This is a genomic window from Lederbergia sp. NSJ-179 (genome assembly GCF_022867885.1).
In the GTDB taxonomy this organism is placed as follows: domain Bacteria; phylum Bacillota; class Bacilli; order Bacillales; family Bacillaceae_C; genus Lederbergia.
In genome coordinates, this window is sequence record NZ_JALIFP010000001.1 from 230,272 (window position 1) to 253,099 (window position 22,828).

A 22,828-nucleotide genomic window follows, 5' to 3' on the forward strand; every position below is an offset into this window, starting at 1 on the left:
GTGAAAACGATAAATAAATATCATTATAAAAAAATATTGGTTTTAGGGCTTGCCAAAAGTGGGGTTGTCGCGGCTTCACTTTTGCATCAATTAGGAGCGTTTGTAACCGTCAATGATTATAAACCATTTGAGGAAAACCCGGATGCTCAGGGATTATTAGAACAAGGAATAAAAGTTATTTGTGGAAGTCATCCTGTCGAATTATTAGATGAGGGATTTGAATTAATTGTCAAAAATCCAGGAATCCCTTATTCTAATCCACTTGTGCGGGGAGCCGTTGAAATGGGCTTGCCGATTATCACAGAGGTTGAACTGGCTTATCAAATAGCGGAAGCAGATATGATTGGCATTACAGGCACAAACGGAAAGACTACGACCACCACCTTAATTTATGAGATGCTTAAGCAAGCGGCTAAGCATCCACTTATTGCCGGAAATATTGGGACCGTTGCCTCTGAAGTAGCCCAAATAGCGACAGCAGACAACACCATGGTTGTTGAACTATCATCCTTTCAATTAATGGGCATTGATACATTTCGACCACATATTGCAATCCTAACAAATTTATATGAAGCCCATTTAGATTACCATAAATCTTGGAATGAATATGTGCAAGCAAAAATGAATATTACAAAAAAACAAACAGCAGATGATTATTTAATCGTCAATGCAGATCAAGAAGTTTTAATGAATCTGGCCCAAGAAAGTGCTGCACAAATTATTCCGTTTTCTACTAAAAGGTATATTGAAAATGGGGCTTCTATTAAAAATGGCAAATTAATGTTTTTAGGAGAAGAAATTATCGATCGATCGGAAATAGCTCTACCTGGTGCTCATAATTTAGAAAATATTCTTGCCGCTACTGCGGCGGCAAAATTAAAAGAAGTAGACAATTGTGATATAGTTTCTGTTTTGTCTACCTTTACAGGTGTGAAGCATCGGACCCAATTTGTTTCAGAACTCCATGAAAGAAAATTCTATAATGATTCTAAAGCCACGAATATTTTAGCTGCTTCAAGTGCGCTTAACGCATTTAATCAACCGATTATCCTTCTAGCTGGGGGGTTAGACCGGGGAAATGGTTTTGAGGACCTAATCCCTTCTCTATCAAAAGTGAAGGCACTAGTATTATTTGGTCAAACGGCAAATAAATTGGAAGAGATAGGTAAAAAGGCAGGAATACAAACGATTGTACATGTCGATAATGTAGAAGAAGCTGTACCTACAGCCTATGAATTATCAGACCGCGGCGACGTCATTTTACTTTCTCCTGCATGTGCCAGTTGGGACCAATATAAAACTTTTGAAGTTCGCGGTGATATTTTCATTGAGGCTGTGCATAAACTGGAAAAGAGCAAGAATTTTTAGGGGACGAAGGAGAGAATCAACAAAGGCGTGTACACTCCCTAAAAAGCTCTAATTTGCAGGTCACGAGGTGTTGTATATTGCCACTGAAAACACTGAAAAAAACAGCCCCTGATTTTATCTTGATATTGTCCACAATGCTTTTATTAGCCATCGGGTTAATTATGGTGTATAGTGCAAGCGCCATATGGGCGGACTATAAATTTTCCGACTCATTTTTCTTTGCGAAGCGCCAGTTTCTTTTTGCCGCACTCGGCATTGTGGCCATGTTTGTGATTATGAATGTGGATTATTGGGTTCTAAAAAAATGGTCCAAGCCCCTAATGATCCTATGTTTTTTGTTATTGATTTTAGTTATTATTCCAGGCATTGGGATGGAACGAAATGGATCAAGAAGCTGGCTAGGTGTCGGCGCCTTTTCTATCCAGCCTTCAGAGTTTATGAAGTTGGCGATGATTGCTTTTTTAGCGAAATTTCTTTCAGAGAGACAGCGTTATATTACAACGATTAAAAAAGGGTTACTGCCATCGCTTTCGCTTGTGTTTCTGGCATTTGGTTTTATTATGCTGCAACCGGATTTAGGAACAGGGACTGTTATGGTAGGGACTTGCATGATTATGATTTTTATTGCGGGTGCGAGGGTGTTTCATTTCGTCATATTAGGTCTAATCGGGTTAGCTGGTTTTATAGGGCTGGTCATTTCAGCCCCCTATAGAATTGCTCGGATTACCTCCTTTTTAGACCCCTGGCAAGATCCATTGAAAAGCGGCTTTCAAATTATTCAATCGTTGTATGCAATTGGACCAGGCGGATTGTTTGGACTTGGGTTAGGTGAAAGCAGGCAAAAGTTTTTTTATCTACCAGAACCACAAACCGATTTTATATTTGCGGTCTTAGCGGAAGAATTGGGATTTATTGGAGGAAGTCTCATTCTTTTATTATTTGCCTTATTACTATGGCGAGGGATAAGGATCGCCCTTGGAGCTCCTGATTTGTTTGGAAGTTTTCTCGCTGTTGGCATAATATCTATGATAGCGATTCAGGTGATGATCAATGTCGGTGTTGTAACTGGTTTAATGCCTGTTACAGGGATAACTCTCCCGTTTCTCAGTTATGGCGGTTCTTCATTAACTTTAATGTTGATGGCCGTTGGAATCCTTCTAAACGTTAGCAGATACTCACGTGTATAATAGAGCTCTGTACAGAGTTCTATTTTTATGCCTATTTTTAGATTTGATGTTTTTATTACATTTAAACAACATATGATGCTGAACACTTTATTATGGAGTAAAATATAGTAAGATAATGATTAGGTTATTTTTTTGGGTCGTGAAGTAGAGATTGATGAAGACTGAGGTGGAAATATGAGAATAGTTGTCACTGGCGGTGGAACGGGTGGTCATATTTATCCAGCACTTGCCTTAATACGGACAATTAAGCAACGATATCCAGAAACAGAATTTTTATATATCGGTACACAGAAAGGATTGGAAGCAGATATCGTCCGAAGAGAAAATATATCTTTTGAAGCCATTCATATAACAGGATTTAAACGATCCCTATCCTTTGAAAATATTAAAACAATCTTTCGTTTTCTAAAAGGCGTAAAGGATAGTAAAACGATCCTTAAAAAATTTCATCCAGATGTCGTGATTGGAACGGGTGGATATGTTTGTGGACCAGTCGTGTATGCTGCCGCTAAAAAGAAAATCCCTACCATTATTCACGAGCAAAATAGTGTTCCAGGATTAACGAACAAGTTTTTGAGTCGCTATGTGGATAAGGTTGCCGTATGCTTTAAAGAAGTAGAAGAATTTTTTCCAAAAAATAAAGTAATTTTAACAGGGAATCCACGTGCTTCAGAAGTAGTTGGGACAAGAAAACCTGGTATATTAAAAGCGCTTGGGTTGAAGGAAGGGATACCAACGGTCCTCATTACAGGGGGAAGTAGAGGAGCGAGACCAATTAATGAAGCTGTTCTAAAATCTTTAAGCTCATTATCGAGAAGACCCTATCAAATTATATATGTGACTGGTCAAATACATTACGATCATGTGATGGAGGAAGCTTCTTTACTAGGGAAACAATCCAATATAGCCATTGTTCCGTTTATCCATGATATGCAAAAGGTTCTAACATCCATTGATGTGGTTGTCGGGAGAGCTGGGGCCACATCACTTGCAGAAATTACTGCCATTGGAATACCCTCTATTTTAGTTCCAAGTCCCTATGTAACAAATAATCATCAAGAAAAAAATGCACAAACATTAGTTGAACATGGAGCTGCCATCATGCTATTGGAGAGGGAATTATCGAGTAAACAGTTTTTAGAGTCATTAGATTCCATCATGTTAAATGATGAAAAGAGAAAGATGATGGGGGATGCTTCAAGAAAACTAGGCATGCGCGATGCATCTGAAAGATTAACGAATCTTATGTTTCAATTAGTCAATCATCGCTTTTAGAGGATGTTCAAAAAGTCCGGTAAAAATGACACTGTGAATTTCTTCGTTGGCTTGTTTCTCCGCTGCTCATGTATTAGGATAAGGAACTTCTGCTAAAACCGCCCACGTCCTGTGGGCAACGCAGAAGTCAGTACATCCTGTACAAGTCCGCTGCTCGAAACTGCGCCGCCTCGAACTTCTTGGTCCTTTTTATCCTCCTTTTTGAACACGTACTTTTAGAGGATTCGAAATGGGGGGCGTATCTATGCAAAAAGGGAAGGTTTTATCATTAGAGGATAGGATACCAAAAATAAAAGAACATCGTAGGAGAAAAGCAAACAAAAGATTGATAAGTCTATTATCCTTATTCTTTTTGTTAATTGTTTTAGTTGTGTACTTTCAATCCCCTCTTAGTCATATCAAGGAAATAGATATCCAAGGTAATAAAATCGCTTCTAAAGAAGAAATACTATCCATATCCGGTTTAAAACAAGGTGAAAATATATGGAAAATAAATAAAAAAAATGTGAAAAAAAATGTGAGGAAATTACCGGTAATTAAAGATATAGAGGTCAAAATGAAATTTCCTAATATCATCCAGGTTCACATAGTGGAATACTCAAGTATCGCATTGTTGGTGAAGGATAATCAGGTTCAGCCGGTTTTAGAAAATGGCCGTGTTCTTGAGAAGAAAAATAACCTTCTCTATAATGCTCCTATTCTAACGAATTTTAAAGAGGGCAATGTATTAAAGGAATTAACTACACAACTAAAAAATATTCCGAAAGAAATTTTTTATTCTATTTCTGAAATCCAACATGATCCTAAAAAAACAGATCCCTATCATATTTACCTATTTATGAATGATGGAAATGAAGTAAATGCAACGATTCCAACTTTGGCAGAAAAAATGGCTCATTATCCCTCTGTTGTTGGACAGTTAGATCCAAATACAAAAGGAGTTATTGATTTTGAGGTGGGATCTTTTTTTAAAGCATATGAGACAGAGGGAGAGGATATGAATGAGGAGGGTGAGGGGTAAATATGTCATTTTTTCCTTTGTGTTTCTTATATTTGGATTTATACTCGCATTCTCTTACAGTCAAGCCGGAAAAGACAAGCACTTAAATGTCCAAATTACGGACAAGCAGTATAGAATGGAGAAGAATTTACGAAATCAATTGATCTCTATTCAAGGCCGAAATCAAGAACTACAAAACGAATTGTATGAAAAACAGGATAATGTGAGACAAATTGAGAAGGAACTTTTCCAGGAAGAAGAATATTATCACACACTTGCTGCAGATGCGGAAAAATATCGGATGTTTTTAGGTAAAGTGAAGGTGAAAGGTCCGGGTGTCGAAATTTTACTTGAAGATGGAGAATATAAAAAAGAGGAGGATGCGAACAATTATCTTGTCCATGAACATCATGTCTTCAAGGTAGTAAATGAGTTGATCGTATCAGGGGCATCTGCTATAGCCATTAATGGTCAAAGGCTAAAGTCTGATTCTTACATTGTATGCTCAGGCCCAGTTATTACTGTGGATGGAAATCCTTTTCCCGCTCCTTTTAAAATTACTGCATTAGGAGACGCAGACGCTCTTATATCTGCAGTGACATTAAAAGGAGGAGCTCGTGATCAAATCGTAAACGACAATATTATGTTCACGATTGAAAAGAAAAAACAAATTGTTTTGGATCCAGTATTGGGAGAATCGACATGATGACCAATAAGACTAAAATGTATTTTACAATGATCACATGTATTGTAGGATTTATGGTAGCCGTGCAATTTAATACCGTGCAAAAGCCAGAGGTTAGAGATACGAGGGATACGTGGGAGCTACGAGAAGCGATTAATAATGAAATGGATTTGCAATCAAAGCTTTTGCGAGAAGTTCGTCTCCAAGATAAAAAAATCCATGATTATTCTTCTGAATTGAAGGATAATAAAGAAGAGGTGCTAAAACAAACTATCTTAGAATTAAAGAAAGAAGCAGGTTTGACCAAAATGGACGGTCCAGGAATTATTTTAACCATTAAAACAATAGATGATGATATGTTACTTGGACAACCACCACCACAAGTCTCTCCAGTTGTATTACAAAGATTGGTCAATGAGTTAAATATGTATGGAGCCAAGCAAATAGCCATTGATGGTGAAAGATATATACATACAACGGTGATACGGGATATAAATGGTGAAACAAAAGTGGGAACTCATTCACTTAATAGATTTCCATTTCACATTCTCGTTCTGACTGAAAGTATGGAAATGGCTGAAAAATTGCATAACCGAATTCAAATATCACCTGTACTTGATGACTTTTTCATTGATAATTTACAACTGGACGTGTCCGTTCCAGAAGAGTCCATTCAGTTGCCTGCGCATGTTGATCCGATTAGACTCAAGAATATGGAGCCTGTGGAAGAAAAAGGAGATGGCTAATTTGTTGCTTCCTATCATTGGACTCCTAATTGGGATATTGTTAGGTCTTTTAACAGATATACAAATTCCGGATGAATATGCCAATTACTTATCTATTGCTGTTTTGGCAGCTCTCGATACTTTATTCGGGGGAATTAGGGCCTATTTACAAAATTTATATGACAATCGCATATTTGTTTCAGGGTTTTTCTTTAATATTTTTCTTGCAGCAAGTTTAGCTTTTCTAGGAGTGCACCTTGGTGTAGACTTGTATTTAGCTGCAGTTTTTGCTTTTGGCATAAGATTATTTCAAAATATCGCCGTGATACGAAGAATCTTGCTTAATAAGTGGGGAAATACTAGAGAAAATTCGAAATAAATAGTATGATAAACAGGAAATTTCTTTTAAATGACGAATTAATTAATTATGCATACTCAAGGATTGATAGTCGATGAAAAGGATAGAAAAAAGGAATAGAAATAGTAAGAAACAAGGGGGTGCCAGAGAATGAACAACAGCGAAATATATGTCAGCTTAGACATTGGTACATCCTCAGTTAAGGTGATTATTGGGGAAATGTCCAATCATTCGCTTAATATAATCGGAGTAGGTACCGCAAATTCAGAAGGAATTAGGAAAGGATCCATTGTGGATATTGATAAGACGGTTCATTCGATAAGGCGAGCTGTCGAGCAAGCTGAGAGAATGATTGGGATGCAAATTAATCAGGTGATTGTCGGAATTGCTGGAAATCAAGTAGGTCTTCAGCATTGTCACGGAGTAGTCGCGGTCTCTAGTGAAAATAGAGAGATTACAGATGAAGATGTTGCTAGAGTGATCGATGCAGCAGAAGTAGTTTCGATTCCTCCGGAAAGAGAAATTATTAACATTCTTCCCCATCAATTTATTGTCGATGGACTCGATGAAATTACAGATCCTCGGGGGATGATCGGTGTAAGGCTTGAAATGGAAGGGATTATTGTGACAGGTTCTAAAACGAATCTACATAATACTCTTCGCTGTGTTGAAAAGGCCGGCTTAGAAATCGTTGATATTGTCCTGAAGCCACTTGCCGTAGCTTCGGCTGCTTTATCAAAGGATGAACAAAGTTTAGGGACGGCGTTAATTGACATGGGTGGTGGGTCTACAACAATTGCAGTGTTTGAGCATGGGTACATAAGGGGGACCACTGTCATACCTATTGGCGGAGATAATATTACAAAAGATTTGTCGATTGGTCTTAGAACGACGACAGAAGATGCTGAGAAGATTAAAAGGAAGTATGGACATGCCTATTATGATGATGCTTCTCGTGATGAGGTTTTTAGCGTACCGGTTATCGGAAGTGATCAACATCAACAATTTAATCAATTGGAATTGTCTGATATAATTGAAGCAAGAGTACAAGAGATCTTTGAGCTTATTCAAAGTGAATTAGCCAATATGGGTGTCTCAGATTTACCTGGTGGAATTGTGTTGACAGGCGGTGCAGCTAATATTCCTGGTGTATTGGAATTAGCACAGGATATATTTCAAAACAGGGTGCGAATCGCTATCCCTGATTATATCGGGGTACGTGAACCTCAATTTATCACGGCAGTTGGTCTCATTAAACATGCTTATAAGACAGCTAGACTAGAAGGGAGAAATATTAGTTCTTCCGCTGAATCATATGAGCAAACAGAACCTGTGAAAGTAACACAGAATAAAAAAACTGATAAAAATCCGGATGAAAAAATTACCGCAAAAGTAAAAAAGTTTTTTGGACACTTTTTCGAGTAGGCATCCCAGTTAATGAACAAAATAGGAGGACTTGCCAATGTTAGATTTCGATACTAATTTAGATTCTTTAGCGACCATTAAGGTAGTTGGAGTAGGTGGAGGCGGTAATAATGCGGTAAATAGAATGATTGAACACGATGTTCAAGGAGTAGAATTTATCGCTGTCAACACCGATGCACAAGCTCTGAATCTATCAAAAGCAGAAACGAAAATGCAAATAGGAGCAAAGCTTACAAGAGGACTTGGTGCAGGGGCGAATCCTGAAGTAGGTAAAAAAGCTGCCGAAGAAAGTAAGGAACAAATTGAAGAGGCCCTCAAGGGGGCAGATATGGTATTTGTAACTGCAGGTATGGGCGGTGGAACTGGAACAGGAGCTGCACCTGTGATTGCGCAAATTGCGAAAGATATAGGTGCCTTGACTGTAGGTATTGTGACTAGACCTTTCACGTTTGAAGGAAGAAAACGTTCCAATCAAGCGAGTGGTGGAATTAGTAGCATGAAAGAAGCAGTAGATACATTGATTGTGATTCCGAATGATCGTTTACTTGAAATTGTAGATAAAAGTACTCCAATGCTTGAAGCATTTCGTGAGGCTGACAATGTTTTACGTCAAGGGGTTCAAGGGATTTCGGAATTAATTGCTGTACCTGGATTAATTAACCTAGACTTTGCTGACGTCAAAACAATTATGACGAATAAAGGATCAGCATTAATGGGAATTGGGATTGCATCAGGAGAAAGCCGTGCGACAGAAGCAGCGAAAAAAGCTATATCTTCTCCATTGCTTGAAACATCCATCGATGGTGCGCAAGGTGTTTTGATGAATATTTCTGGAGGAAGCAATATAAGCCTATATGAAGTACAAGAAGCGGCGGACATTGTTGCTTCCGCATCAGATCATGAAGTTAATATGATTTTTGGATCTGTCATTAACGAAGATCTTAAAGATGAGATTGTGGTTACAGTGATTGCGACAGGTTTTGATGAGGTAGCAGCCAATTCGAAAAAATCTAGACCATCATTTGGCCAACCAAAGCCAAATGTGAATCAGCAGGAAAAAGCGACCACTCGTGAAGTGAAAAAAGAAGAACATCGCGAGCCCGTACAATCAAACCAATCTGTTGAAGATACATTAGATATCCCAACATTTTTAAGAAATAGAAATAGAAGACGTTAATAGGTTTAAAGTAAAAAACCAACCCTTTCGTGGGGTTGGTTTTTTGGTGTTTTTTTTGACAAACTTCGGCTAAACAAGTGAAAACTTCTGATTTTTTCATTACAGAATTTGACACAATCCAAAATGCTTGTGTTCTATACTTTTATATAATGTTTTAGACGGAAAGGGATATTTCGCTTTAGTATGAAAGTGGGAGGGGGTCTATTTGGTTGTTTATCTTGACATTATCTGGTTATTAAACTTTCTTATAGACAGCTTTCTTTTATGGGCAACATCTATTTATTTAAAAAGAAAAATTCATCCTTTCAAAATTTTATTAGGCGGATTGTTAGGATCTTTAGTCATTTTAATGGCCATGACTCCGATCTCAACATGGTCCACTCATCCGTTCATGAAAGGAATTTTATCGGTGTTGATGGTTTGGATCACATTTGGTTATAAAAGAGTATCCACATTCTTCGCCTCCTTATTTACCTTTTATTTTGCTACTTTTTTAATGGGAGGCATTTTAATAGGGGCACATTATTTTTTATCGTTTCATTTGGATTTCAGAACCTCTGTTGCGATAGAAACTGTACGAGGATATGGCGATCCGATTAGCTGGTTGTTTTTGGCAGGCGCTTTTCCGGTCGCTTGGTATTTTTCTAAAACAAGAATCAATCATTTAACCAAAACAAGTATTCAATATGATGTTCTCTATGATGTCTATATTATGATCAATGAAATTGAAGTAGAGCTAAAGGGATTAATTGACAGTGGAAACCAATTATACGACCCAATTTCAAAAAAGCCAGTTATGATCGTATCGATTGAACCGTTTCAAAACGATTTGCCAGAGGAAGTGCAGGCAGTTGCGGATGGTCAAAATGATCTGTATACAGCTTCCGCTACATTGCCAACAGAATGGACTCATATTATGCGTCTCATCCCTGCTAAAACTTTAGGAAAAAACAATCAACTTCTATGTGCATTCAAACCGGAAAAAGTAATGATAAAAGAAGAAAATGGCAGAAATATTGAAAAGGATGTTCTGCTTGTATTTACAACCCAACAATTATCAGGTGATGGAACATTCCAATGCATTTTACATCCACAGATGGCTTCGGGTGTTGTCATTGATTCAGCATCATAATTCAAACAAAGGAGGATAAAGGATGAAGCATTTTCGGTTACGGATTCAATATTATTGGTATCGTCTACTTATCAAGCTTGGGATGAAATCAGATGAGATCTTCTATATTGGGGGAAGTGAGGCGTTACCACCTCCTTTAACAAAGGATGAGGAAGAGGTCTTATTAGAGAAACTTCCTCATGGCGATAAAACAGCGAGATCAATGTTAATTGAAAGAAATTTACGCCTTGTTGTCTATATTGCCAGGAAATTTGAAAATACGGGGATTAATATTGAGGATTTGATTAGTATTGGAACGATTGGTTTGATTAAAGCCGTTAATACCTTTAATCCCGAGAGAAAAATTAAGCTTGCTACATACGCTTCTCGCTGTATTGAAAATGAAATTCTAATGTACCTTAGGAGAAATAATAAAACAAGATCTGAGGTTTCATTTGATGAACCATTAAATATTGATTGGGATGGGAATGAATTACTTTTATCAGATGTTATGGGAACGGAAGAAGATATTGTCACAAAGGATTTGGAAGCGAATGTGGACAAAAAGCTGCTTTTAACGGCTTTAGAGAAATTATCAGCTCGAGAAAAACAGATTATGGAATTAAGATTTGGTTTAAATGGCGGCATGGAAAAAACCCAAAAAGATGTAGCAGACCAATTAGGCATTTCTCAATCGTATATTTCAAGACTTGAAAAAAGAATTATTAAAAGACTTCGAAAAGAATTTAATAAAATGGTATAACGAATCGAAAAAATAAATTTTCGAAAAATATTTTGCTTGTAAAAAGACGGATAAATCGGATGTGGACAAGAACTATCTTGTTTCGCTTCTATTTTTAATAAAAATGTGGATGCATAGATTTCCCTTCCAAGGAGATACTGAATTTTGTAATCAGCTCCTGCAAGGAGGGAAAAGAGTTGAAGCGAAATAAAGTAGAAATATGCGGTGTGGATACTTCGAAGCTTCCTGTCCTAAAAAACGAAGAAATGCGGGAACTTTTAAAGCAAATGCAGCAAGGTGATAGGTCAGCTCGAGAAAAATTAGTAAATGGTAATTTGCGGCTTGTATTAAGTGTCATTCAGCGTTTTAATAACAGAGGGGAATATGTAGATGATTTATTTCAAGTAGGTTGTATAGGACTAATGAAATCAATTGATAATTTTGATTTAAGCCAAAATGTACGATTCTCTACATATGCAGTTCCCATGATTATCGGAGAAATACGGAGATATTTGCGGGATAATAACCCGATTCGAGTTTCCCGTTCTCTCCGGGATATTGCCTATAAGGCATTGCATGTACGTGAAAAATTAATGGCAAAAACATCTCGAGAACCGACTGCTGCAGAAATTGCAAAAGAATTAGATATTCCACATGAAGAAGTTGTTTTTGCTATGGATGCCATTCAAGATCCGGTTTCCTTATTTGAACCCATTTACAATGATGGGGGCGATCCAATTTTTGTAATGGATCAATTAAGTGATGAAAAGAATAAAGACAGTACATGGATTGAAGAAATTGCGCTTCATGACGGTTTACAAAGGTTAAACGAACGAGAAAAAATGATCATTCGCAAACGATTTTTTCAAGGAAAAACGCAAATGGAGGTTGCAGAAGAGATTGGTATTTCTCAAGCACAAGTTTCAAGACTAGAGAAAGCCGCCATAAAACAAATGAATAAAAATATTCAGTGAAAAGAAAAGCGAAAGCGCCTGTTTAGCTGGATGAAAAAGGACGAACAGCTAAGTTCGCGCCGTCCTGGCGCAACGCTGTTCTGACCAACATCCTGTTGGCCTAAATTTAAAGACTTCTGACGAGATAAAGGAAACACGGTGAGGACGAAGGACGAACCGATGTTGACTTATCGTAGGAAGAAGACGTAAATTTGCTAGTCGCTAGGCGCTGCAGCTAGATCCAGAAAAAGAGCTCTGATCCTATATAAGGGATCAGACTCTTTTTCGTTACAATAAATATCCGAGCTCCGCATATATATAAAGAAATAAACTTTTTATTAAAGGCGGGGACCTCGATGGTAAGAATTTCTGAATTTCAGGTGAAAGATGTGGTTAATATTGCAGATGGGCGTAGACTGGGCCACGTAGGGGATATTGAAATTAATTTGGATACCGGGAAGATTGAAACGATTATTATTGGCCAACAAGGGAGATTATTGGGTTTTTTAGGAAGAGAAGAAGAGGTGATCATTCCCTGGAGCCAAATCGTGAAGATCGGAGAAGATGTGATTCTTGTAAGGCATAAGGGTCAACAATATGTCCAGCAACAATTAGATAAACCGAAATAAGGATATTTCTTATCTATGGGGAGGGAATTTATGGTACACTAGATAAAAATACGCTTAAAAGATTCATTCAAAAATGTAATAGGAGTTTTGGTTCGTGAAGGTAGAAAATAATTTCGCTATCATAAAAGAGAAAATAGCAGCTGCATGTTCAAAGGTCGGAAGAAATCCCAAAGATGTGAACGTCATTGCCGTTACGAAGTATGTTTCGAATGAAAGGGCCCTAGAGGCGGTTGATGCTGGTATTCAGCATTTAGGAGAGAATCGGGATGATGGCCTGCTTTCCAAATGGGAAATATTAGGGAACAGGCCTGTATGGCATTTTATTGGAACCTTGCAAACACGAAAAGTAAAGAATATCTTAGACAAGGTCTCTTATATCCATTCTTTGGACAGGCACTCCTTAGCAAAAGAAATTGATAAACGAGCTACCTCTCCAATGAAATGTTTCGTTCAAGTGAATATGTCTGGAGAGGAATCGAAACATGGGGTCCAACCAGAAGTAGCCATCGAATTTATAAAGGAATTAGAGCGATATTCTAATATTCAAATCGTTGGTTTAATGACAATGGCTCCTTTAACGCAGGACAAGCAAGTTATTCGTCATTGCTTTCGGAAACTTAAGGCGTTGCAAGATGAGATTCGCCGTTTACATCTTCCGCATGCACCCTGTACGGAGTTATCGATGGGAATGTCCAATGATTATCAAATCGCGGTTGAAGAAGGGGCTACCTATGTTAGGATTGGGACGGCCCTTGTTGGTGAATAAGGAGAGGGAGGTTACCGATGGGACTAAAATCTAAATTCAAAAATTTCTTTATGCTAGAAGATGAGTATGAATATGTGGAAGAGGAAAGCCCTAGAGACAATTCACCGGAAGAGGAGGATCAGGTGCCGGCAAATCGGAAACAGAATGTTGTGAGCTTGCAAAGTGCCAAAAAATCCTCAAAAGTTTTTTTGGTGGAGCCAAGGGTTTATGCAGAAGCGCAGGAAGTGGCCGACCATTTGGTTAATCGGCGAGCTGTGATCGTTAATTTACAACGAATTCATCACGATCAAGCGATACGGATTGTAGATTTTCTCAGTGGAGCTGTGTATGCTTTAGGTGGTGATATTCAAAAGATTGGACGTGATATCTTTTTATGCACTCCAGACAATGTAGAAGTTTCAGGAAATATTTCAGAACTGATAAATGAACATGATTTTGAAGATTCGAGGTGGACATAAGGAATGGATTTTGTTTTCGGTATTCTATCGCAAATTATTACGATTTATTCGTGGGCGCTTATTATTTATATTTTAATGAGTTGGTTTCCGAACGCTCGTGAAACATCGATTGGACAATTTCTTGGCCGTATTTGTGAACCATATTTAGAACCGTTTCGCCGCTTCATTCCTCCCATTGGGATGATTGATATTTCACCACTCGCAGCCTTTTTTGTATTAAACCTTGCTGCAAGAGGGGTAGGGGCGTTGGCCTATTGGATTTAAAGACGGAGTGAAAAGAAATGTCTGAAGTCTATCAACATTTTCGCCCTGAAGAAAAAGAGTTTATTGATCAAGTCATCGCATGGCGGGAGTATGTTGAGGATCATTATTCTCCAAAGCTAGCCGATTTTTTAGATCCCCGCCAGCAATATATTCTTCGCGCGATTATTGGAGAACAAAATGATGTACAATACCAATTTTTCGGTGGAATGGACCAATGTGAAAGAAAAAGAGTTTTGCTTTTTCCTGACTATTATCAGCCGACATTGGAAGATTTTGAAATTGGATTATATGAAGTGGATTATCCGAAAAAATTTGTTCAGTTGGATCACCGGATGATTTTAGGCTCTATCCTGTCACTAGGGGTAAAACGTGAAAAATTTGGCGATATTATCATTCATGAAGATCGTATTCAATTCCTTATGGATGCTGCGATGGAAGATTATATTATTTTACAACTGAATCAAATTGGAAAAGCGAAGGTATCCACCAAGAAGCAAGATTTCGCTGCGATGTTATCTCCTAATGAGCAGTGGAAAGAAAAAGAAACGACGACGAGTTCACTTCGTCTAGATGCCCTGATTGCAGCCGCCTTTCAAATTTCTAGAAACAAAGCTCAAATCCTTATCCAACAAGGCAGGACGAAGGTGAACTGGGGAATAATGGAACAACCTTCTTTTGAATGTGCCTAAGGAGATGTTATTTCCGTCAGAGGACTCGGGAGATGCTCCTTATTGGAGATTTTTGGAAAGACAAAAAAAGACAAACTACGAATCAAACTAGGCATATTAAATTAATGTTAAAAAATAAAAGGAATCTAGCTAATTTACGTCGAAGTTTGTATAATATAGTTATTCATGCAGGAGATTAGTGGAGGTGGCGTCACAATGGCTTTAACGCCAGTGGATATACATAATAAGGAATTCAGTAGAGGGTGGAAAGGATATAATGAGGATGAAGTCAATTCATTTCTCGACCAAGTGATCAAAGAATTTGAAATCATTTTACGTGAAAAAAAGGAATTAGAAGACAAATTAGCTGGTATGGATGAAAGGCTCGGTCATTTTAGTAGTATTGAGGATACCTTGCACAAATCAATTGTTGTTGCCCAAGAAGCTGCCGAGGAAGTAAAAGGAAATGCGCAAAAAGAGGCGAAGTTGATTATTCGAGAAGCAGAAAAAAATGCGGATCGAATTGTCAATGAATCTTTATCGAAAGCCCGAAAAATCGCTTTAGAGATTGAAGAATTAAAAAAGCAATCGAAAGTGTTTCGAAGAAGGTTTAAAATGTTGATTGAAGCCCAGCTTGATCTAATTGATCATGATGATTGGGATAAATTGATGGAGTATGAAGTGGACACAACAGAATTAAGGGGTCTGGAAGAGGTAGAAAGTGAATATTGACGGAGCGCTTACGTTTCCTTTATAATGATTATAATTAAATGAATAAGTATATAGGATAAATGATGACAGGGACAGTACATTTCATAATTCGATTCAACCAGCGATTCAGGGATGGTGAAAGCCTGAACAAATAAGAAATGGAAGATCACCCTCGAGTTCTTACATTGAAATCTTTTAGTAGATGGAAGCGTCGTTCCACGATACGGAAAAGAGCGAGCAATTTTTAATTGCTAATTCGGGTGGTACCGCGGGAAATAGTCTTCTCGTCCCTAACAAGGGACGGAAAGGCTATTTTTTTGATTTGAAGGAATAGGAGGATTTTATCAATGGAGTATAAAGAAACATTGTTAATGCCAAAGACGGATTTCCCAATGAGAGGAAATCTGCCCAAAAAAGAACCTGATATCCAAGCACGATGGCAAGAGATGGATATTTATAAAAAAGTGCAAGAAAGGACAAAAGATCGACCTCTGTATATTTTGCATGATGGCCCCCCCTATGCAAACGGAAATCTTCATATGGGGCACGCTTTAAATAAAATTCTAAAGGATTTTGTTGTTCGGTATAAATCGATGAGTGGGTATTGCGCCCCTTATGTTCCTGGTTGGGATACCCATGGTTTGCCAATTGAGCAGGCCCTCACCAATAAAGGCGTAAAACGGAAAGAGATGTCGATCAAAGAATTTAGAGAGCTTTGTGCGAAATATGCCTATGAGCAGATTGATAACCAAAGAACAGAGTTCAAACGTCTTGGGGTCCGTGGAGATTGGGAAAATCCGTATATTACGCTTAAACCAGAATACGAAGCACAGCAAATTTTAGTTTTCGGAGAAATGGCGAAGAAAGGCTATATTTATAAAGGCAAAAAGCCTGTCTATTGGTCTCCATCAAGTGAATCAGCTTTAGCAGAAGCGGAAATTGAGTATAAAGATAAACGTTCTCCTTCGATTTACGTGAGTTTTGAAGTAACCGATGGAAAGAATGTCATTGAAGCAGGAACCAAATTTATCATTTGGACGACAACCCCTTGGACGATTCCAGCCAATTTAGCGGTAGCGGTCCATCCGGATTTGGATTATGCGGTTGTCAAGGTAGCAGATCAGAAGTATGTCATTGCGGAAGCCCTGTTGGAATCTGTCCAAACGATTTTGGAGTGGGAACATGCTGAAGTCGTTCAGACATTGAAAGGTTCTCAACTCGAAAATATTGTAACAACCCACCCTTTTTATGATCGTGAATCACCGATTATTTTAGGTGAACATGTCACGATTGAATCAGGAACAGGTTGTGTTCATACAGCGCCGGGTCATGGGGAAGATGACTTCTATATTGGGCAAAAATATGGTTTAGATGTGCTCTGTCCAGTGGATGATAAAGGCTGTATGACAGCAGAAGCCCCTGGATTCGAAGGTTTATTTTATGACAAAGCAAATAAAGTGATTACCGAGAAATTAAAAGAAGTAGGTGCTTTATTACATTTAAGTTTTATCACCCATTCTTACCCGCATGATTGGCGGACGAAAAAACCGATTATTTTCCGTGCGACTTCCCAGTGGTTTGCTTCGATTAAGGATTTTAGAGAAGAATTATTGGAGGCTGTCAAGAGTGTGCAATGGATCCCGAATTGGGGTGAAACTCGTCTCTTCAACATGATTCGAGATCGTGGCGACTGGTGTATTTCCAGACAACGGGTATGGGGTGTACCGATTCCCGTCTTTTATGCAGAAAATGGGGAACCGATCATTACAGATGAGACGATTGCTCATATTGCAAAGCTTTTCCGTGAACATGGCTCGAATATTTGGTTTGAAAAGGAAGCGGCTGAGCTTCTTCCAGAAGGATTTGAACATCCGGCTAGCCCGAATGGTCATTTTACAAAAGAAACGGATATTATGGATGTTTGGTTTGATTCCGGTTCGTCCCATCAAGGCGTGTTGGAGGAACGAAATGACCTACAACGTCCTGCTGATTTGTATTTAGAAGGTTCCGACCAATACCGCGGTTGGTTTAATTCTTCGTTAACGACGGCTGTTGCGGTCACCGGTCAAGCGCCTTATAAAGGAGTTCTCAGTCATGGATTTGTCAATGACGGGGAAGGGCGGAAAATGAGTAAATCGATTGGCAATGTGATTGTTCCGTCGAAACTGATGAATCAATATGGAGCAGAAATTGTCCGCCTTTGGGTCGCTTCCGTTGATTATCAAGCGGATGTACGAATTTCTGATCCAATTGTCAAGCAAGTAAGTGAAGTTTATCGGAAAATCCGCAATACATTCCGCTTCCTACTTGGGAATTTGGCTGATTTTCATCCCGAAACAGATGCCGTGCCATATGAGAAATTAAGAGAAGTCGATCAATTTTTAGTCGTTCGCTTAAACAAGCTTATTAAAAAAGTTCGAGCTGCCTATGAAGACTTTGAGTACATGACTATTTACCATGAAGTGAATAATTTCTGCACCCTTGATTTAAGTTCTTTTTATCTCGATTTTGCAAAAGATATTTTGTATATCGAAGCAAAGAATCATTACGAACGTCGTGCAATGCAAACGGTGATGTATGAAAGTCTTGTTACATTGGTGAAACTTCTTTCTCCGATCTTGCCCCATACAGCAGATGAGGTTTGGTCATTTATTCCTGACGTTCAGGAAGAAAGTGTGCAGCTTACAGATATGCCTGAATACAAAGAGGTAGAAAACGCCGAGCAAATCGAAGCAAGATGGAGTGAGTTTTTAAAATTGCGCGATGATGTATTAAAGGCTTTGGAAGAAGCGCGTAATCAAAAAGTGATCGGCAAATCATTGACAGCGAAGGTCACATTGTATGTCAATGATGAAACAAAAGCTTTATTGGAACGCTTGCATGGGAATATGAAGCAACTGTTTATTGTCTCTGATTTTGCGATCGGAGGAACGGTCGAAGAAGCACCGGAATCAGCTTTGAAAGTAGATCATGGTGCAATTGTTGTGGAAAAGGCGGAAGGGGAAACCTGCGAAAGATGTTGGGTCGTTACATCGGATGTTGGTCAAGATAAAGATCATCCTACCCTTTGTCAGCGTTGTGCAACGGTTGTAAAAGAGAATTACGTTTAAATGATAATAGCTCTCCACTTAAGAGGAGAGCTATTTTTACGATAATAGATTCGTTCTAAATGCGTATTTATGCTAAAATACAAGAAATAGAATTTATTTTGAGGTGGAGGTTAGCCAGTGCTCTTTTATCTACTTGCACTTTTTATAATTGCTCTTGATCAGTTTACCAAATGGCTGATTGTCAAAAATATGGAGCTTGGGGAAAGCATCCCCATTATTCAAAATTTCTTTTACATAACCTCCCATCGAAACCGCGGAGCCGCATGGGGGATTTTAGAAAATCAAATGTGGTTATTTTATATCATCACGGTAGTCGTTGTTATTGCCATTATTTATTACATGCAAAAGCATGCAAAAGGGAAATATCTTTTCCAATTAAGTTTAAGTTTTATATTGGGAGGGGCCATTGGCAACTTTATTGACCGTGTTTTCCGCCAAGAAGTCGTTGATTTTGTGGATACCTATATTTTCACTTATGATTTTCCGATCTTTAATATTGCGGATTCGGCCCTCACGATAGGAGTCATTCTTATGTTTATCCAACTCATCAAGGAAGGTCGGGAAGAGAAGGAGAAAAAGAATGCACAACATTAAACATTGTACGATCGATACGGATCATGGTGAGCGTCTTGATAGAGTCGTTACAGCCTTAGAAAATGAATGGTCTCGTTCCCAAGTACAGCAATGGATTCGCGATGGACTTGTTCAAGTAAATGGAAAAAAGGAAAAAGCGAATTACAAATGTCATGCGGGGGACCAGATTGAAATTAACATACCAGAACCAGAGCCATTAGATGTACAACCTGAACAGATGGAGCTTGATATTTATTTTGAAGATGAAGATGTGATTGTTGTGAATAAACCAAAGGGAATGGTCGTTCATCCCGCTCCAGGACATTCCTCAGGAACACTTGTCAATGGTCTTCTGGCACATTGTCAAGATTTATCAGGCATTAATGGGGTTTTACGTCCTGGTATCGTCCATCGGATTGATAAAGATACCTCCGGCTTATTAATGGTGGCGAAAAATGATTATGCCCATGAACAATTAGTCAATCAATTAGTTGAAAAAACGGTGACCCGAAAGTATTTCGCGCTTGTTCATGGGCTAATTCCCCATGACCACGGAACAATCGATGCACCTATTGGCCGGGATAAAGAGGACCGGCAAAGAATGACTGTGGTGGATGGTGGAAAACATGCAGTCACTCACTTCCAAGTAGCGGAACGCTTGGATCCATATACATTTGTGGAATGTGTGCTAGAAACAGGTAGGACCCACCAAATTCGCGTTCATATGAAATATATCGGTTACCCACTTGTCGGAGACCCTAAATATGGTCCAAGAAAAACGTTAGAAATGAATGGACAAGTCTTACATGCTGGTGTATTAGGATTTATTCATCCGAGAAAAAAAGAATATATGGAATTCTCAAGCCCATTGCCGACTTATTTTCAAGATTTATTGGTTAGTTTAAGATAATATTTCACTTTTACGTGTTGTTGCTCAATCGATTAATCGTCTAGACTTCGGTTTCAATGATCAAAAGCTATAGTGTTGTTCAATGGCCAACATTTTACAGTGGATAACTTTATGTTATCCACAATATATTTTTGAACTTTCCGGAACTTTTTCATAGAAAACTTGACGTGAAAAGAAGAAGGTCATAAATTGTAATATGTATCCGATTTCATTCTGGATAGGAGGATGGCTAATGTGTCAAATAAAAAGGAAAAAATGGTTGAACTTGATGTAGAAAAAATCAATATTGTCGATCAAGATGGAAATGTACGAATGTCTTTATTCAATAGTGATCGTATTCCCGATCCGATAATTGATGGAAAAACTTGTGTTAGATCGGGGATCGTACCGTTATCTGGAATGTTATTTTATAACAATGATGGGGATGAATGCGGTGGATTGGTATTTGGTAGCAGAACATACACGTCAGAGGATTTTGACGGAAAATATACTGGGAAAACCGAATCATCGGCCTCGTTTACCTTTGATGGTTATAAGGGTGACCAGGTTACACAAATGTATTTTCATGAAAGTACCATTGGAGAACGCATGTATGGGTATACTCTTTATGATCGGCCAAGCGGAGTAACAAGAGCACAGATGGATCGGTCCCAGGACGGTTCAGTAGGAGTCAAATTATCTGACAGCAAGGGACAAGAACGTATTCGCTTAGTAGTTGATGCCAACGGCTGGCGAATGATTCCTACAATACATGTAAGCAAGATTACCGATTAGGCATTCAGTACGATTTCTAATAGATAGACGGATTCTATACGCCCGAATTCAGGTGGAGGTCCCCAAAAACGGTCGCATAGACGGATTCTATGCGACCAAAATCAGGTGGTAGTCACAAAAACGGTCGCATAGACGGATTCTATGCGACCAAAATCAGGTGGTAGTCACAAAAACGGTCACATAGACCGATTCTATGCGACCGAAATCAGGCGGAGGGCGCAAAAATGGTCACATAGACCGATTCAAAACGCCCGTAATCTGATGGGAGCCGAAAAATTGTCTCCACACTTTTTATGATTTTCCTTGAGACTCTACAATTTAGTCACTTTTGACATTACTAAAAATTGGGCTTCTTTTCATGTGTTTTTCTTTCACTTATTTGGTGATGCCCTTAATGGCTTAAATGTGCCGTTTATATCAGGAGCGCCGAAGGATACAGAACATGGTTATGAATAATTCAGGCTCATAATAGTTCGTATCCTTCTTTTTCTGCCTGTCCTAATAAATACAAAAATGCAAAAGCTGGAATACGAATAATGGAAGTTTTTGCTTCATGCTTCGTGATACCATAGTCATCATCCTTTTTAGTGACGACAATGGCTCCTTTTGTCTGTGGATCATTTGCCCACTCAACAATGGCTTCATGTTCAGAGATGGTTGAATTATGTTTGTACTTCACTTCGATCAGGATACGGCCTATTGGAAACGAAACAATTATGTCAATTTCTTTCTGTGTCTTTCCATCCCGATAGTACCCAATATCTAGGTGTTGAGAGTAAAAAAACGTATGAATATGTTTGTAAACTGCTGTCTCAATGATAATTCCCATTTCAAGGGGATCTGTCATAACTTCTTCCCCAAGCATTAAAACGGCATTTCTAATGGCAGGGTCAGCTAAATATATTTTCGGTTTTGATTTAAGAACCTTTTTCCCTTTTAGATCAATAGGTCTGCTCGAATAAATTAAGTTTGCTTGCTCGAGTAGCTCCAAATAGTTACTAATCGTTTGTCTCGAAACGCCAACTTCTTTGGCGATCGTTTCCTGGACAACAATATTACTACTTGTCATACATAAATATAAAAATATTTTTTCAAACTCAGAGACATTCCGTACGTTAAATAAAGAAACAATGTCTCTTTTTAATACTTTGTCTACAACATCTTCCCGAATGACCTTTTGTGCAAATGAAATGTCTTGAGTTAATGCCACTTCTGGAAAACCACCGATTAATAAATAATGATGGAAATATTTTTGAAGTGGGTGTAGAGATACCATTAGTTCTGTTAATTGTTTCTGTCCAAGTTGCTTTAGAGAAGTTGGTTTAATCCCTTTTGGTATTAAAGGCTTGGGTATGCCGATAAGCTCAATATACTCATAAAATGATAAGGTTGGTACTTTAATTTGTGTCCACCTTCCAACCCCACTCTCATTCATTTTTGTAGAGATGATGGGACTGGCAGAACCAGTTGCCACAATTTTATACTGCGGGTTCTGGTCATATAATGTTTTTAACCATGTATCCCAATCTGATGCATACTGGATTTCATCGAAAAATAGGTATAGTTCCTTATTCCCATTTGAAATATTGTTTTCAAATACTTCCAAGATTTCACCTATATGACATAACTTTAGCATGGGATGGTCGAATGAAACGTAAAGAATCTGTTTTGGCGATGAAGATGTCATCACTTCATCCATCATTTGATACATAATCGTGGTTTTTCCTACTCGCCTAGGACCCGACAAAATGATTTCCCGGCGAATTTGCGGATGATAAAAGATTTTCTTTGCTTCATAAAAGGCCAATCGTTTTACAGGCTTTATTAAGTTTTTTGGAATTCGTCCTATATTCCACCAAGGATTAAAGCCTAATAACACTTTTAGTATTTTTTCTTGAGGTATGAAAGACATGTAGTATTCACCTCTGTCCATATTGTTAGTTATAGTATACACTATTT

Annotated in this window: 23 protein-coding genes and 1 other annotated feature; of the genes, 22 read left to right on the forward strand and 1 reads right to left on the reverse strand. The window is 38.3% G+C overall.

Annotated elements, in window-relative coordinates; all coding sequences use genetic code 11:
- The 22 genes from murD (at position 1) to MUB24_RS01340 (ending at position 20,869) form a co-directional block, all read left to right on the forward strand.
- Complete coding sequence (gene murD / locus MUB24_RS01235; protein ID WP_244700101.1) at positions 1 to 1,368, forward strand: UDP-N-acetylmuramoyl-L-alanine--D-glutamate ligase; 1,368 nt, start codon at positions 1 to 3, stop codon at positions 1,366 to 1,368.
- Between the two features lie 83 nt (positions 1,369 to 1,451).
- Positions 1,452 to 2,555, forward strand: coding sequence for a stage V sporulation protein E (gene spoVE, locus MUB24_RS01240; RefSeq protein ID WP_396426687.1), 1,104 nt, complete (start codon positions 1,452 to 1,454; stop codon positions 2,553 to 2,555).
- A gap of 174 nt (positions 2,556 to 2,729) precedes the next feature.
- A complete protein-coding gene (murG, locus tag MUB24_RS01245; RefSeq protein ID WP_244700103.1) occupies positions 2,730 to 3,830 on the forward strand; it encodes an undecaprenyldiphospho-muramoylpentapeptide beta-N-acetylglucosaminyltransferase in 1,101 nt (366 codons plus the stop codon).
- Positions 3,831 to 4,074: 244 nt separating this feature from the next.
- Positions 4,075 to 4,851, forward strand: coding sequence for a cell division protein FtsQ/DivIB (locus MUB24_RS01250; protein ID WP_244700105.1), 777 nt, complete (start codon positions 4,075 to 4,077; stop codon positions 4,849 to 4,851).
- Positions 4,832 to 5,536: a DUF881 domain-containing protein gene (locus MUB24_RS01255; protein WP_244700107.1), complete on the forward strand. Its 705-nt coding sequence runs from the start codon at positions 4,832 to 4,834 to the stop codon at positions 5,534 to 5,536. The genes MUB24_RS01250 and MUB24_RS01255 overlap by 20 nt, the downstream gene beginning before the upstream one ends.
- Positions 5,533 to 6,261: a DUF881 domain-containing protein gene (locus MUB24_RS01260; RefSeq protein WP_313898413.1), complete on the forward strand. Its 729-nt coding sequence runs from the start codon at positions 5,533 to 5,535 to the stop codon at positions 6,259 to 6,261. The genes MUB24_RS01255 and MUB24_RS01260 overlap by 4 nt, the downstream gene beginning before the upstream one ends.
- Position 6,262: 1 nt before the next feature.
- Positions 6,263 to 6,619: a small basic family protein gene (locus MUB24_RS01265; RefSeq protein WP_244700109.1), complete on the forward strand. Its 357-nt coding sequence runs from the start codon at positions 6,263 to 6,265 to the stop codon at positions 6,617 to 6,619.
- Between the two features lie 129 nt (positions 6,620 to 6,748).
- Positions 6,749 to 8,023 carry a cell division protein FtsA gene (ftsA, locus tag MUB24_RS01270; RefSeq protein ID WP_244700111.1) on the forward strand — a complete coding sequence of 425 codons (1,275 nt, stop codon included), beginning with the start codon at positions 6,749 to 6,751 and terminating at the stop codon, positions 8,021 to 8,023.
- Positions 8,024 to 8,060: 37 nt separating this feature from the next.
- Positions 8,061 to 9,200 (forward strand): cell division protein FtsZ, encoded by a 1,140-nt coding sequence (gene ftsZ, locus MUB24_RS01275; RefSeq protein ID WP_244700114.1) that lies wholly within the window; start codon positions 8,061 to 8,063, stop codon positions 9,198 to 9,200.
- A 205-nt stretch (positions 9,201 to 9,405) separates the two neighbouring features.
- Positions 9,406 to 10,332, forward strand: a complete 927-nt coding sequence (spoIIGA, locus tag MUB24_RS01280; RefSeq protein WP_244700117.1) for a sigma-E processing peptidase SpoIIGA — start codon at positions 9,406 to 9,408, stop codon at positions 10,330 to 10,332.
- 22 nt (positions 10,333 to 10,354) lie between these two features.
- Positions 10,355 to 11,074, forward strand: coding sequence for an RNA polymerase sporulation sigma factor SigE (sigE, locus tag MUB24_RS01285; RefSeq protein ID WP_244700120.1), 720 nt, complete (start codon positions 10,355 to 10,357; stop codon positions 11,072 to 11,074).
- 134 nt (positions 11,075 to 11,208) lie between these two features.
- Entirely contained in the window at positions 11,209 to 12,027 is an 819-nt protein-coding gene (gene sigG, locus MUB24_RS01290; protein ID WP_396426688.1) for an RNA polymerase sporulation sigma factor SigG, read from the forward strand.
- A gap of 335 nt (positions 12,028 to 12,362) precedes the next feature.
- Positions 12,363 to 12,635 carry a YlmC/YmxH family sporulation protein gene (locus MUB24_RS01295; protein WP_244700126.1) on the forward strand — a complete coding sequence of 91 codons (273 nt, stop codon included), beginning with the start codon at positions 12,363 to 12,365 and terminating at the stop codon, positions 12,633 to 12,635.
- Between the two features lie 94 nt (positions 12,636 to 12,729).
- Positions 12,730 to 13,401 (forward strand): YggS family pyridoxal phosphate-dependent enzyme, encoded by a 672-nt coding sequence (locus tag MUB24_RS01300; protein ID WP_244700129.1) that lies wholly within the window; start codon positions 12,730 to 12,732, stop codon positions 13,399 to 13,401.
- Between the two features lie 17 nt (positions 13,402 to 13,418).
- Positions 13,419 to 13,859, forward strand: coding sequence for a cell division protein SepF (locus MUB24_RS01305; RefSeq protein WP_244700132.1), 441 nt, complete (start codon positions 13,419 to 13,421; stop codon positions 13,857 to 13,859).
- A gap of 3 nt (positions 13,860 to 13,862) precedes the next feature.
- Positions 13,863 to 14,123 (forward strand): YggT family protein, encoded by a 261-nt coding sequence (locus tag MUB24_RS01310; RefSeq protein WP_244700135.1) that lies wholly within the window; start codon positions 13,863 to 13,865, stop codon positions 14,121 to 14,123.
- 17 nt (positions 14,124 to 14,140) lie between these two features.
- Positions 14,141 to 14,812, forward strand: coding sequence for a YlmH family RNA-binding protein (locus MUB24_RS01315; protein WP_313898414.1), 672 nt, complete (start codon positions 14,141 to 14,143; stop codon positions 14,810 to 14,812).
- A gap of 195 nt (positions 14,813 to 15,007) precedes the next feature.
- A complete protein-coding gene (locus MUB24_RS01320) occupies positions 15,008 to 15,523 on the forward strand; it encodes a DivIVA domain-containing protein (RefSeq protein ID WP_244700138.1) in 516 nt (171 codons plus the stop codon).
- A gap of 53 nt (positions 15,524 to 15,576) precedes the next feature.
- Positions 15,577 to 15,797, forward strand: a binding site (T-box leader).
- 52 nt (positions 15,798 to 15,849) lie between these two features.
- Positions 15,850 to 18,612, forward strand: coding sequence for an isoleucine--tRNA ligase (gene ileS / locus MUB24_RS01325; protein WP_244700141.1), 2,763 nt, complete (start codon positions 15,850 to 15,852; stop codon positions 18,610 to 18,612).
- A gap of 117 nt (positions 18,613 to 18,729) precedes the next feature.
- Positions 18,730 to 19,206 (forward strand): signal peptidase II, encoded by a 477-nt coding sequence (lspA, locus tag MUB24_RS01330; RefSeq protein ID WP_244700144.1) that lies wholly within the window; start codon positions 18,730 to 18,732, stop codon positions 19,204 to 19,206.
- The gene (locus MUB24_RS01335) at positions 19,193 to 20,095 is read left to right on the forward strand and encodes an RluA family pseudouridine synthase (protein ID WP_244700147.1); all 903 of its coding nucleotides are present in this window, start codon (positions 19,193 to 19,195) and stop codon (positions 20,093 to 20,095) included. The genes lspA and MUB24_RS01335 overlap by 14 nt, the downstream gene beginning before the upstream one ends.
- Before the next feature lie 234 nt (positions 20,096 to 20,329).
- Positions 20,330 to 20,869, forward strand: coding sequence for a hypothetical protein (locus tag MUB24_RS01340; RefSeq protein ID WP_244700151.1), 540 nt, complete (start codon positions 20,330 to 20,332; stop codon positions 20,867 to 20,869).
- Between the two features lie 463 nt (positions 20,870 to 21,332).
- On the opposite strand, the gene MUB24_RS01345 is transcribed toward MUB24_RS01340, so the two are convergent.
- On the reverse strand, positions 21,333 to 22,781 hold the full coding sequence (locus MUB24_RS01345; RefSeq protein ID WP_244700154.1) for an ATP-binding protein: 1,449 nt from the start codon (positions 22,779 to 22,781) through the stop codon (positions 21,333 to 21,335).
- Between the last annotated feature and the right edge of the window lie 47 nt (positions 22,782 to 22,828).

What these genes read in the sequence shown, in the direction of transcription:
- MUB24_RS01295 (WP_244700126.1), top strand. Translation starts at nt 12,363, where the DNA reads ATGGTAAGAATTTCTGAATTTCAGGTGAAAGATGTGGTTAATATTGCA.
- ftsZ (WP_244700114.1), top strand. Translation starts at nt 8,061, where the DNA reads ATGTTAGATTTCGATACTAATTTAGATTCTTTAGCGACCATTAAGGTA.
- murG (WP_244700103.1), top strand. Translation starts at nt 2,730, where the DNA reads ATGAGAATAGTTGTCACTGGCGGTGGAACGGGTGGTCATATTTATCCA.
- MUB24_RS01250 (WP_244700105.1), top strand. Translation starts at nt 4,075, where the DNA reads ATGCAAAAAGGGAAGGTTTTATCATTAGAGGATAGGATACCAAAAATA.
- MUB24_RS01345 (WP_244700154.1), bottom strand. Translation starts at nt 22,781, where the DNA reads ATGTCTTTCATACCTCAAGAAAAAATACTAAAAGTGTTATTAGGCTTT.
- sigE (WP_244700120.1), top strand. Translation starts at nt 10,355, where the DNA reads ATGAAGCATTTTCGGTTACGGATTCAATATTATTGGTATCGTCTACTT.
- MUB24_RS01260 (WP_313898413.1), top strand. Translation starts at nt 5,533, where the DNA reads ATGATGACCAATAAGACTAAAATGTATTTTACAATGATCACATGTATT.
- ftsA (WP_244700111.1), top strand. Translation starts at nt 6,749, where the DNA reads ATGAACAACAGCGAAATATATGTCAGCTTAGACATTGGTACATCCTCA.
- ileS (WP_244700141.1), top strand. Translation starts at nt 15,850, where the DNA reads ATGGAGTATAAAGAAACATTGTTAATGCCAAAGACGGATTTCCCAATG.
- MUB24_RS01320 (WP_244700138.1), top strand. Translation starts at nt 15,008, where the DNA reads ATGGCTTTAACGCCAGTGGATATACATAATAAGGAATTCAGTAGAGGG.
- MUB24_RS01315 (WP_313898414.1), top strand. Translation starts at nt 14,141, where the DNA reads ATGTCTGAAGTCTATCAACATTTTCGCCCTGAAGAAAAAGAGTTTATT.
- MUB24_RS01305 (WP_244700132.1), top strand. Translation starts at nt 13,419, where the DNA reads ATGGGACTAAAATCTAAATTCAAAAATTTCTTTATGCTAGAAGATGAG.
- MUB24_RS01255 (WP_244700107.1), top strand. Translation starts at nt 4,832, where the DNA reads ATGAGGAGGGTGAGGGGTAAATATGTCATTTTTTCCTTTGTGTTTCTT.
- MUB24_RS01335 (WP_244700147.1), top strand. Translation starts at nt 19,193, where the DNA reads ATGCACAACATTAAACATTGTACGATCGATACGGATCATGGTGAGCGT.
- MUB24_RS01310 (WP_244700135.1), top strand. Translation starts at nt 13,863, where the DNA reads ATGGATTTTGTTTTCGGTATTCTATCGCAAATTATTACGATTTATTCG.